The sequence below is a fragment of the Mucilaginibacter pineti genome, assembly GCF_900101875.1.
In the GTDB taxonomy this organism is placed as follows: domain Bacteria; phylum Bacteroidota; class Bacteroidia; order Sphingobacteriales; family Sphingobacteriaceae; genus Mucilaginibacter; species Mucilaginibacter pineti.
The window spans coordinates 474879-487463 of the sequence record NZ_FNAI01000001.1; the positions used below are offsets into that span (position 1 = coordinate 474879).

General features: G+C 40.7%; 12 protein-coding genes. 9 read left to right on the forward strand and 3 right to left on the reverse strand.

Annotation, left to right across the window (positions count from 1 at the left end):
• Positions 1–15: 15 nt before the first annotated feature.
• The 3 genes from BLS59_RS01890 to BLS59_RS01900 all read right to left on the reverse strand — a co-directional run bounded on the left by BLS59_RS01890 (position 16) and on the right by BLS59_RS01900 (position 1459).
• Positions 16–396, reverse strand: a complete 381-nt coding sequence (locus tag BLS59_RS01890; RefSeq protein WP_091143344.1) for a VOC family protein — start codon at positions 394–396, stop codon at positions 16–18.
• 11 nt (positions 397–407) lie between these two features.
• The gene (locus BLS59_RS01895) at positions 408–944 is read right to left on the reverse strand and encodes a DUF4199 domain-containing protein (RefSeq protein ID WP_091143347.1); all 537 of its coding nucleotides are present in this window, start codon (positions 942–944) and stop codon (positions 408–410) included.
• A gap of 116 nt (positions 945–1060) precedes the next feature.
• A complete protein-coding gene (locus BLS59_RS01900; protein WP_091144989.1) occupies positions 1061–1459 on the reverse strand; it encodes a response regulator transcription factor in 399 nt (132 codons plus the stop codon).
• Positions 1460–2046: 587 nt separating this feature from the next.
• On the opposite strand from BLS59_RS01900, the gene BLS59_RS01905 reads away from it, so the two are divergent.
• The 9 genes from BLS59_RS01905 (at position 2047) to BLS59_RS01945 (ending at position 12493) form a co-directional block, all read left to right on the forward strand.
• Entirely contained in the window at positions 2047–2433 is a 387-nt protein-coding gene (locus BLS59_RS01905) for a response regulator transcription factor (RefSeq protein ID WP_091143351.1), read from the forward strand.
• Positions 2414–3499 carry a sugar transferase gene (locus tag BLS59_RS01910; protein ID WP_091143354.1) on the forward strand — a complete coding sequence of 362 codons (1086 nt, stop codon included), beginning with the start codon at positions 2414–2416 and terminating at the stop codon, positions 3497–3499. Before BLS59_RS01905 ends, BLS59_RS01910 begins: the two co-directional genes overlap by 20 nt.
• 2 nt (positions 3500–3501) lie before the next feature.
• Entirely contained in the window at positions 3502–4182 is a 681-nt protein-coding gene (locus BLS59_RS01915; protein ID WP_091143357.1) for a TolC family protein, read from the forward strand.
• A gap of 3 nt (positions 4183–4185) precedes the next feature.
• Positions 4186–6348: an exopolysaccharide transport family protein gene (locus BLS59_RS01920; protein WP_091143359.1), complete on the forward strand. Its 2163-nt coding sequence runs from the start codon at positions 4186–4188 to the stop codon at positions 6346–6348.
• A gap of 203 nt (positions 6349–6551) precedes the next feature.
• Entirely contained in the window at positions 6552–8069 is a 1518-nt protein-coding gene (locus BLS59_RS01925; protein ID WP_091143362.1) for an O-antigen ligase family protein, read from the forward strand.
• A 4-nt stretch (positions 8070–8073) separates the two neighbouring features.
• On the forward strand, positions 8074–8688 hold the full coding sequence (locus BLS59_RS01930) for an acyltransferase (protein WP_091143366.1): 615 nt from the start codon (positions 8074–8076) through the stop codon (positions 8686–8688).
• Between the two features lie 10 nt (positions 8689–8698).
• Positions 8699–10042 (forward strand): oligosaccharide flippase family protein, encoded by a 1344-nt coding sequence (locus BLS59_RS01935; protein WP_091143369.1) that lies wholly within the window; start codon positions 8699–8701, stop codon positions 10040–10042.
• 1 nt (position 10043) lies between these two features.
• The gene (locus BLS59_RS01940; protein WP_091143372.1) at positions 10044–11249 is read left to right on the forward strand and encodes a glycosyltransferase; all 1206 of its coding nucleotides are present in this window, start codon (positions 10044–10046) and stop codon (positions 11247–11249) included.
• Between the two features lie 59 nt (positions 11250–11308).
• Complete coding sequence (locus BLS59_RS01945; RefSeq protein WP_091143376.1) at positions 11309–12493, forward strand: glycosyltransferase family 2 protein; 1185 nt, start codon at positions 11309–11311, stop codon at positions 12491–12493.
• Positions 12494–12585: the final 92 nt, after the last annotated feature.

A 12585-nucleotide genomic window follows, 5' to 3' on the forward strand; every position in this document is an offset into this window, starting at 1 on the left:
AGGCACTTTTCTTTTTTAAGGCATTTGATGCAGTTGGATATAATTGCCGCAGGTATCATCAAAAATGGCTGATGTTCCCCACTCGGTTTTTGTGGGTTGCGATATAAATGTCACTCCTAAATTTATAAGGCGTTCATATTCGGCTTGTACGTCTTTGGTGGCAAAAACTATAGCCGGGATATTTTGCTGATACAAACCGTCCTGAAACGCCTTACCTACCGGATTATCATTGGGGCTAAGCAGCAGGCTGGTTCCTTTTGGGTCTTCATCGGCAGTAACAACGGCCAGGTTATATTCGGGCATAAACGTATGCTCATTGAAGCCTAAAACCTGGGTATAAAATTTAAAAGCCTGGGTTGGGTCATTTACAATAATGCCAGTCATTCCTATTTTCATGGTAGTATTATTTAGTTAGCAGCAAGTACGGTTTTATCGGGATTCCTTTTTAATATCAAGGCGGTAATAAGCGTGATAACCAACCCCACTGGTAAAATTTCCATATACGTGAGCAGTATTATAAATACCGGATTTTTATACATCTCTTTATAAGCGCCCATTTCTTTTACCTGTTTGGCTACTTCCTGCGCGCTGGCACCGCTTGTTTTTGTTGCCTGTATCACATGCTCCGCATACTTATCCATAAAATCGGGAACAAAAAAGTGATAGTCTATAAGCCAGGCAACAACATACACTGTTGATGCGATGAGCGTAACGTACAAGCCAATCAACAATGCTTTACCAAATGATACCATGCCGCCATTATACTTATCTCGGTAATTTTTAACAGCCACAAAAATCATCGAAAATGCAATTATCATGGAGGCATAGCCAACATACATATTGCACTCGTAATTTGCGGTGTACAGCATTAAGGATGTAGTTACCATAACTATGGTAACTATAAGTCCGGCTATAAGCCCAAAAGTTAATACATTTTTTTTCATGTGTTTAAGTTTTAAAATCTATAGCCCAAAATTGGGGATTATGCTTTTGCCAACGCTCATACTTTAGGGTGATTTTATAAATATCTCAGCAATTTTACCTTAAAGTATGAACCCGCTCAGGCAATAATACTAAGCTTTTTTGCTTTATCAACAGCCTGGGTTCGTCGCTCTACCTCCATTTTTTCAAACAGTTTTGATGAATGTGTTTTTATGGTGTTTAATGATAAAAATAACCGTTCGGCAATTTCCTGGTTACTTAAGCCATCGGCCATTAGCTGTAGCACTTCCAATTCGCGCCGGCTCAGATTAAGCTGGCTTAAAGCTGCTTCATTACAAATAAAGTTACCGGTATTATTTATATATATGTTTTTTTCTACCTGCACGGTATTAACCTTGGGCCTGCTCAGCTTTAATGCAAGCCAGATCCCCAGCGCCGTGAAAATAACAGCTATAGCACCAACATACAGATCAAGGGCATTATCAATTACTATAAAACGCAGCTCGAGCCATTTCATTAAAAATAATAATGCAGCAAGCAAAATTCCATAAATAATAATATGCTTATTTTTAATCAGTCTGTTCAATTTTATGCCTTTAATTATGTTAGCAATTAATATTTAATAAATTTTCAACACGTAATATCTATTACAAATTACAATGTGCACAAATTACGCCCCAATAATGTTAATAATACCCCAGGTGGGAATAAATTCCTCATATTTATACACATCGTTATTAAGCCTCAGATTTAATCTATAATTAAATCTGAGGCTAATTCACTATATTCAACACTATTATAAAGTGTAACAGGCTTGTTAACAAATAAACTGCTGCAAGTACACATGATGTATACATTTTATATGTATTTTCGGTACAGTAATTGACTGTGTAATTTCAAATAAATATCGGGTAAAAGAAAGCTGCTTAAATTAATAAAAAGCAAACACTAAACATCATTATAACGTATACCTGATAAGTTTAGTAATAGTAAAAAACATACTTTTTAAGTAAAACGTTGAATTTGAAATCCAATCTTTGAAATCATTCGTATGAAAACTATGTTTTCGGCTGCTAATTAATGTAAATACCCCAACCCAAAAGAATGAAAAAAACTTTACTAATTGTCGATGACGATTTAAGTATATTAAAATTACTCAGCTTTATCCTTTCAAAGGATTATGCAGTTGTTGTAAAAAACAACGGCATCGACGCGTTTGGCTGGCTGGAGGAGGGCAATATGCCCGAATTGATCATCTCCGATCTTCAAATGCCCTATTTTGATGGACAGTCATTCGCCAAAAATGTAAAGATCAGTGGTTTTTATCGCGACATTCCGGTGATCCTGCTTTCGGCAGCGCATGACCTTGATGAACAGGTAAGCAAAATGCCTTTTAAAATTGATGCATACATGCACAAGCCATTTAAACCCAACGAATTAAAAGCCGCCATTAACCAACTCCTACAAATTTATGAGTCAACAAACGTCTGATTGGAACGAAAATTCGGGTTCACATATCAAGATTGCTTATGCTGGGTTGGAATTAAAAGAATTAATTTTAACGGGACTTGCCAATTTTAACATCATTGCCAACGATACCATAGCCGAGCTTGAAGAGTACCTGGGCGAACAATCTATCCTATCCATCCCCGATATTATTTTGATAGAGGTTGATAACGAAGGCAAGTGTTTTAAGCTGGTTGAGGAAATAAAAAAGAGCTTTTTACTTACTGGGGTTATCATAGTATTATTATCTACCCATAAAGATAAAACCTACAAGCAAACAGCCATGAAACTGAGGGTGCATGACTATTACAGCCAGCCCTTTGCAATTGATGATCTGCGCGAACGGTTGAACTTCCTGGTTACCTTTAAACTTATAAAACCAAGGCTGCTTGAACTTTCAAAAGAAGTTGATACAACCTATAAAATGCCATGGGGAAAACGTGCTATTGACCTGGTTATATCGGGCTCTATGCTGTTTTTTCTGTCGCCGGTATTTTTGGCGGTTGCCATAGCTATAAGGTTGGATTCAAAAGGCCCTATATTTTATACCAGCAAACGCGTAGGTACGGGTTATAAGGTATTTAATTTTTATAAATTCAGGTCGATGCGCACCGATGCAGACCAGCTGCTGGCAAAGTTATCCACAGAAAACAACCAATATGCAACCGAAGCCGGGGCCAGTAAAGCTGCCTTTGTGAAGATCAAAAATGACCCCAGGATCACCAAGCTTGGCAACTTTTTACGCAACTCCAGCCTTGACGAATTACCGCAGCTTTATAACATACTTATAGGTGATATGTCGGTAGTTGGCAACAGGCCGCTGCCTGTTTACGAGGCCGAAATGCTTACCTCAAACGAGTGGTCGATGCGCTTTTTAGGCCCTGCCGGTTTAACCGGTTTATGGCAGGTGAGCAAGCGTGGAAAAGAAGACATGAGCGAGCGCGAAAGGAAAAAGTTGGATAACTTTTATGCCCAAAAATATTCAATTTGGTTAGATTTACGGATTATAGCCGGAACCATACCTGCCTTGTTTCAAAAAGAAAAAGTATAACAATGAATAAGCGTTTAAAACTATTTTACTTTTTATTAATCATTACACTGTTTTGCAACCAATTACATGCCCAGGAAACATTTATAAACAATGTTAACATGGGTTACCTTGATAAACTGGTAGCCACCGCCAAAAGAAATTACCCCGAAGTAAAAGTGAGGCAAAGCCAGGTGAATGCCGCCCACAGCACTTATACAGCTACAAAGTTTGCATGGTTTGATGGTTTGACGGCATCATACATTTACAGTCCGCAAAATTCCATCAACCTAGCCACTCCTACTATTTTTAAAGGCTATCAACTGGCTATTTCTTTAAGCATAGGCCAGCTGTTAAAAACTCCGGCTACTACCAATGCTGCTTACGAAACCTATAAAGTAGCCCAATACCAGCAAAGCGAATATATGCTGAGCCTTGAAGCGCAGGTAAAACGCTTTTACTTTGCATACCTTGAGGCAATGGCCGAGCTAAGGCTGCGCTCCGGTGCGGTTTCTGATGCAAGCGCCGCCGTTAAACAGTTAAAATATTCTTTTCAAAAAGGAGAAACTACTTTCCAGATCTATAATGAACAGTTAAATAGTTATTACAATCAAAACTCGTTTATGGTACAGGCCGAATTAGCAACCTGGACAGCCAAAACAAATCTGGAAGAACTATTAGGAACTAAATTAGAGGATATAAAGTAGGTAATGGAGATAGGCAACTTTTTTAAGCTTTTAAGAAAATACATATTAATACTCATCTTAGTACCACTGGTAACGGTAGTTGGCTCGTTTTTCCTTGTTAAAAACCTGCCAGATACTTATGTATCCCATGCGCAGATAGCCACAGGTATTATTGATGCATCGCGCCATTTACTTGATAAGGATGCCAGCGCCAATGTGCAGGAACAACAGGTATTAAGCGAATTTAGCAACCTCATGGCCATCATGCGGTTAAAGAAAATGATAAACCAGGTTTCGTACTCGCTTATCATTCACGACCTAAGCAACCCCGGCTCTCCATTTAGCAAGCCCAGCAAATCACTGGCCGAAATGCATGAGTACGAACGCGAACATGCGCTTAAAGTTTTTCAATACAAATTTGAGCATCTTGAACCACTATCGCTTTACAATAGCGATGAAAGCAAACTGAACGATCTGCTGCGGTCCATGAAGTACGATGATGTATCGTTACGTAAAGAACTGCTGGTTTTCAGGGACGATGAAAGTGATTTTATTTCGGTAAGCTTTGAGTCTGATAATCCGCAGTTATCTGCAACCGTTGTTAACGTGTTGTGTACCCAGTTTATCCAATACTATACACAAACGGTTAAGAAAAACGAGTCGAATGCGGTTGCTTTTTTATCAGACCTGTTAGATAAAAAAAGGGATACATTAACGGCAAAAACAGCCCAGCTTCAAAAATACAAAATAGATAACGGCGTACTTAACCTCGACGAGCAGTCGAAGGCTATTTTTGCCCAGATAATGACCTATAACGATAAAAAGCAGGAAGCCGAAAAGGATATTGCATCGTACAACGGGGCCGTAAATTCCATCAACAATAAATTCTCGCCTACCGACAGGGAATACCTGGAATCGGCCATGAGCAAGTACAACCAGGTAATTGTTTCAACACAGGAGCAGCTTCATATCATTCAAAACAAATACATCCGCAGTAACTATAATCCTGTTTATAAACCTACTTTAGATTCTATCCAAAAGGCGCTGTCAGAACAAATCAACCTGTCGTCGGATGTTAACGGCAGCAGCCCTTATGCCGCAAAAGACGAACTGATTAAACAAAAAATAGCGCTTGAGGTATCGCGCGATCTGGCAAAGAATAGCGTAAAATCAATAAATGATGAACTGGCCGATCTGAACACCAAATTCAACCGGCTGGTGCCTTTTGATGCCAAGGTAAAAACGTATGGTTTTGATATTGATATTGCCAGTAAGGAATACCTGGATGTTTTAAATAAGTACAACGAAACTAACCTTAAATCAAACTTCTCCATTAAACTGATACAGGTGGAGATAGCTACACCTGAAGCCCCTCAGCCATCTAAAAAAATGCTGCTGATAGTGTTAAGCGCTTTGGTGATGTTGTTTGTTTGCGTATTTGCGCTGTTTTTGATGTTTTATCTTGATAATTCCATCAAAGAACCGGCCGAACTGGTTAATAAAACCCAGTTACCTTTATTGGGCTACGTAAATAAAATACCAGGATCGCAGCCCGACCTGAAGAAACTTTGGGATGTAGAGAACCGAGATAAGATGAAGCACTTTAAAGAGCTGTTGCGATCTGTAAGGTTTGAAATTGACCAGGAACTACGCGGCGAAAAGGTGATAGCCGTTACCAGCATGAGCGGCGGAGAGGGTAAGTCGATTATTGCTACCAGCCTGGCCTACTCCTACTCCATGATCAATAAAAAGGTACTGCTTATAGATGGTAACTTTAACAACCCTACCATCACCCATAGCGTACAGCCGCAGCTCTACGTTGAAGATTATTTTAAAAATAATCCCTACGATAACCAGGAGATAAGCAGCAGCACGGCAACCGTTTTAGGCAACCACGGCGGCGATGTTACCCTACTTGAAATTGGCAGTGAAGGTTTTGTAAAAAGCCGTTTTGATGATTTAAAGGCACGATACGATGTTATTATTATCGACACCGCGCCACTAAGTTCACTAAACACTTCAAAGGAATGGCTGCTATTCGCTAATAAAACTATAGGTGTTTTTGAGGCAAACAAAGATGTTACCAATGCGCAAAAAACGCATGTAGCCTTCTTAAAATCATTGGGCAGTAAGTTTGGTGGCTGGGTATTGAACAAAGCCACTTTTGATAAAGGAAACAGATCTTAAAAACATAAGCCCCTTGTTTACACCGGGGTTTAAGCCTTTAGCTTAATATTATGAGAATAGAACCCAGGGAACCCAAACCAGATCCGTTTGAACATTTAACAGTTCTTCAAAACAGATCACGCAAGGCAGCAATAATTGTATCATTTATTGCCGTGTTTATATGGGTTATCAAAATCCTCTTTTTATAACTATACAGTACACAAATGCTCAATGAACAAACAGGTAATGGCAATGTAAAGCAAACTTTTTGGAAAAGCATTCTTTTCAAAAAGTTTTCGAGCCCGCTGGTTATTGTTTTTTTGTTGGCAGCAGCCCTGTTTATAAGCGTTGTAGTATATAAAACCGGGTTTATAGGCATAGGGGCTATCCTTATATTAATTATTGGTTTACCCATATTGTATGGCATTGTGGTCTATCCCAAGTTTGGGATAACCGTTTTAATACTGGCCTCTTTTTTCATCAATTACGTTTCGGAAATATTGCCGGAGGAAGTACCGATTGGCACCTTGTTGGATGCTATTACGTACCTGCTTATCCTTGGCTTTTTCATCAAGCACAAAAGCGAGCAAAACTGGTCGTACTTTAAAAATCCTATTAGTAAAATCATCCTTATATGGCTTGGGTATAACTTGTTCCAGGTTATAAATCCGGTGGCATCATCAGTACTGGCCTGGGTTTACACCGTACGTACGGTAGGTTTTATCATGCTCATGTACTTTGTGTTTGTTTACCACATCCGCTCGGTAAGCTTTATAAAGTTTCTGCTCAAGCTATGGCTCGCGCTTGATGTTGTAGCCGGGATCTCGGCTTTTCAGCAGGAAAACTTCGGCTTTTTACCATTCGAACAAAAATGGCTTTATTCTGATCCCTTGCGGGTAAGCCTGCTGTTTATAGAAGGCCACATGCGTAAATTCGGGATCTTTTCAGATCCCGTGACCTTTTCTTATAACATGATCATTGGCAGCCTGCTGTGCATCGCATTAATTATGGGCAACATAGCCACCCGTAAAAAGATCATCCTGGGCTGCATGGCCGCGTTTTTTTTAACGGTGATGCTATACTCGGGCACAAGGGCCGCTTACGTTTTACTGCCTGCCTCGCTTGGCATACTGGCGGTTATCAACTTTAACAAAAAGGTACTGGCATTTACTATTGTGGCCGGTTGTATGCTGGGCGTTTTAATTGTAATGCCAACCTCAAACCCATTGATAAAAAGATTCCAAACGGCCTTTAAACCGTCCGACGATCCATCATACAACGTACGCGCTGAAAATCAAAAACGCATTCAGCCATTTATCCAGTCGCACCCATTTGGCGGCGGATTGGGCTCTGTTGGTGTTTGGGGGCGCCGCTTCTCCCCTAACTCAATGCTGGCAAAATTCCCACCCGATAGCGGTTATGTACGTGTAGCAGTAGAAATGGGCTTTGTTGGCCTCATCCTTTTTTGTACACTGTTTTTTACGGTGCTCAAAAATGGCATTAACTTTTTCTTCCGCATAAGAGATCCGCAGCTTAAAAACTATTGTATGGCCATGATACTTGTTGTTTTTGCTTTTAATATCGGCAACTTTCCGCAGCAGGCTATCGTTCAATATCCATCGAACATATTGTTTTACCTGTCTATAGCTATTTTGGTTGCCTGTATGCGGTTAGATACTGAACAGGAAGAAGCAAAGCAGAAATTAATAAATGACAGCACTTTAAAACCCGAATTAAGTTAAGCCGATGTCTGTAGTTTCAAAAATAAAATCAAACCCCGGATTAAAAAAGTTTGTCCACTGGCTGCTTATTCCAAGCGGCGAGGCAAGGCCCAGACTTTGGGTGCGCTGGTTTGTAAACCCCTTTTATCACCATAAAGGCAAAGGCGCGGTAGTGAGGTATAATGCCCGCATGGATGTATTCCCGTTCAAGAATTTTTCGTTAGGTAGCAAAAGCATAATTGAAGATTTTGCCACCATAAATAACGGTGTTGGCGATGTTATTATAGGCAATAATTGCGGCATTGGCATAGGCAATGTTATAATAGGTCCGGTTACGTTGGGTGATTATGTAATGTTTGCCCAAAATATCGTGGTATCAGGTCTTAATCATGGTTATGAAGATATCAGCACGCCCCCCCGCCTGCAAAAAGTAATAACCAAACAAATAACCATAATGGATAATGTATGGATTGGCGCAAACAGCGTGATCACTGCGGGCGTTACCATTGGCAAACATTCCATTGTGGGTGCAGGCAGCGTGGTTACTAAAAGCATCCCCGATTATTCGGTAGCGGTAGGCAACCCTGCAAAGGTTATTAAAAAGTATAATTTCACAACAAACGCCTGGGAAAAAGCGTAACAAATACTAAATGGGGTTTCTAAAAAAAGTTATAAATAAACATACGCTTTCCTTAGCCAGTAATGCCATTATGCCGGTACTGGGCATGGCCATACTATCATTAATGGCCAAATACCTCTCCCCTGCAGATTTTGGCGACTATATCTTTTTCCTGGTAATATTTACCCTTGCCGATACCTTCAGAACGGGCTTTTTACAAACCGCGCTCATCAAGTACTACGCCGGTGCCAGTCCCGAGCGGGCGGCCAACATAGCCGGCTCGGCATGGTTTGTTGGCTTCACCATAGTGGTTACCGCAGCTGTGGGTAACCTCGCACTGTATTTTTTATACTTCGGCGGCAGTGTAAATATGGTTATCACCTTAAAGTGGTTCAGTCTTATATTTTTGAGTACGCTGCCCACGGCCATTGCCGGTTGGGTGCTGCAGGCCGAAGAACGGTTCGACAAGCTGTTTATGGTGCAGCTTATTAACCAAGGCGGCTTTTTCATCCTTATTGTAGTGCTCATCATACTTCACCGGGCCAACTTCCAAAATGCTATATACTGCTATTTCATTAACAATGTTATCAGCAGTATTGTAACCACGGCTGTCGGCTGGTCTAAAATTAAAACCATCAGCAAAAAAAGCTGGACATCGGTTAATGAACTGTTCCACTTTGGCAAGTTTAGCGTTGGCACCTCCATCAGCTCGTACCTGCTGCGTAGTTCCGATACCTTTATTATTAAAATGATGTTCCCCAGTAACTTGTTGCCGGTTTATTATTTGCCGCAACGGTTAATGGAACTGTTTGAGATACCAATGCGAGCCTTTGTTGCTACGGCCTTGCCTACCATGTCGGCAGCGGTACACCGGGGCGATAAAAAGTATGTATCCTATATCATGAAAAAATACGCCGGGATGCTTACCATTGCGCTTATCCCTGTTGCTATTGTGGCATTTTTACTGGTTGATATTGTTATAGGTCTGCTTTTTAGCAAATACCAGCACTCCGAAGCGGGTAACATCTTCCGTATTTTTATGTGCTTTGTGATGCTGCTGCCTATCGACAGGTTTTTTGGCATTACGCTGGATATTATTGGCAAACCCCAGCTAAACATGATTAAGGTATTTATTATGTTAACCGTAAACGTAGTGGCCGATTTTGCTGGTATCTTCATTTTCCATAACCTTTATGGCGTGGCAATCGCCTCTATCTTTACGTTTTTCTCGGGGGCTATATTTGGCTACTGGGCGCTTAAAAAGCATTTGGAATTTTCTATCAAGGATATTTTTTACCTCGGCTATTTAGAACTCATGGAACTCATTGGTATGCTGTTTCAAAAGATGAGGAAAAAGGGGGCCGAACAGAACTAATATGGAGCTTAAAAACCGTCATATCATTATATTTTCGCAAATGCAGTTTGATGGCCGTTTGGAATCAACAAACTACATTATGGCCAAGCACCTGGCTAAGGATAACTACGTGTATTATGTTGACAGGCCCTTTACCTGGAAAGATTACATAAAATTTAAGGATACACCCGAGTATAAGATCAGGAAACCACATTTCTTTTCGGCAGATAATAGCTTTATCCAAACAGACATCCCAAACCTCAAGATCATTATATCGCCGCCGGTACCATCTATCAATATGCTGCCTGAGGGGCCGCTTTACCGCCTGGCAGTGAAATTTAATGAGGGCATTGTGGCTTCGCGGTTAAAGAAGGTTATCAAAAAACTGAACATCCGCGACTACATTTACATCAACTCTTACAACTACACCTATCCTAATTTTCACCGGCTTATAAAACCAATACTTACGGTTTACCATTGTGTAGATCCATTGGTGGAGGCCTATCAAACCCGGCATGGCCTCATATCCGAAGATATTGTAGTGAAAGATGTAGACCTGGTGATCTGCACCAGTAAGGAGCTAAGGAACAACAAGCTAAAACTTAACAGCAACTCGCATTTTATACCCAACGCGGCCAACATCAGCCATAGTCAAAAAGCACTTGACCCGGATTTACCCGTGGCCGAAATTTTATCGGGCATTAAAAACCCGTTGATAGGCTACTTTGGCAATATTGAGCGCCGTATTGATTATGCCCTGCTTACCGAAGTAATGGCGCAAAATCCCGAAAAAAACTTTGTATTTATAGGCCCCGTTGATATTGATTATGTAGACAACCCGGCGTTTAAAGCACCCAACGTTTTTGTAAAAGGCGCGGTAACTTATGAGCAGATGCCGGCGGTATTGAAAGGTTTTGATGTGGCCATTATTCCGTTTAAAAAGGATGAGGTAAGCAGTTCCATATTTCCCCTTAAATTGTTTGAATACCTGGGTTCGGGCAGGCCGGTGGTATCTACCGATTTTAACCCCGATCTGCAGGAGTTTACGGGCGATACGGTTCACTATTGCGCTACCGCCAGTGAGTTCACGCTCGCTATAAATGAATCACTCAATGATACACCGCAGTTACAACAAAAAAGACTTGCCGTAGCTGCTGAAAATACCTGGGAGCATCGCATTATTGAGATCGAAGCCCTTTTGGCATTAAATTTAGAAAAGAAAGCATAACGTGTTAAATTAGCTTGTGATGTGCTGCAGGTTAATAACGCTTTAAAACATACTACAACATGGAAATCATAAGGTTTATTGCTTCAATAATAATGAGTGTAATTTTTATATATCTTGGGGTATATAGCCTTTACCTGTTTGTATTCTCTGTATTGGGGAAATTAGTACACATTAAGCAGCCTCCCGCCGCTACATCGCTTAGTAAATTTGTGCTTTACATCTGCGCTTATAAAGAAGATGCAATTTTATTAAACTCGGCCGCCAGCGCTTTAACTATCGATTATCCGGCAGATAAATTTCATGTTTGCATTATTGCCGATTCTGTTAAGCCCGAAACCATTGAAAAACTGAAGCAAATGCCCTTGCAGGTGGTTGAGGTAGTCTTTGAAAGCAGCACTAAGTCAAAAGCGCTTAATAAAGCCATTGAAAATACCATTGAAGGTTTTGATGCCGCCGTTGTTTTTGATATTGATAACATTGCCGCCCCCGATTACCTGCACCAGATAAACCAATACCTGCAGGCAGGAGAAAAAGTAGTGCAGGGCCATCGTGTGGCGCTTAACACCAACACGCCCGTAGCGGTGCTTGATGCTGTAAGCGAAGAGATTAACAACCACATCTTCCGTAAATCGCAGCGGGTATTTGATTTTTCAGCAGCTATTATAGGTTCGGGAATGGCGCTGGAATACCAGCTTTTTAAACAAACAATGGGGCAAATTGACGCCGTAGGCGGCTTTGATAAAGAGATGGGCCTGATACTCACCCGCCAGGGCATTACCGTAGCCTACGCCGAAAAAGCCCTTGTTTATGATGAAAAGGTAAGCAACCCCGAGGTATTTAAAAAGCAGCGTAAAAGATGGTTATCGGCACAATTTAACTTATTAAAGGTTTACGGTGCCAGTGGTTTTGGTCAGCTTTTTAAGGGCAATTTTGATTATTTTAATGAGATCTATCAAATGTCTATCCTGCCCCGGATACTTATGCTGGGCTTGATGCCGTTTATGCTGTTGATATCATTTTTAACGCCCGGTATCGGTCCGCATTGGCATTTGTGGCTGGCGGCAACGGCATGTTGCTACATTGGTATTGTTGTTGCTATACCCGCATCGTTCTTTAACGGAAAACTTTTAAGCGCCGCGCTTAAGCTCCCGCTGATATTTTTTACCATGTTACTACTGTTATTCAAATTAAAAGGAGCCAATAAAAAATTTATTCATACTCCGCACGACCATACAGCAGTTTAATACGTATACAAAAAAAGAAATAATGAGGGTTGTGGCAGGATGTGTGCAAGGATGTAATAATTGAAATGAACGGCGCCCTTTTTATTTATATT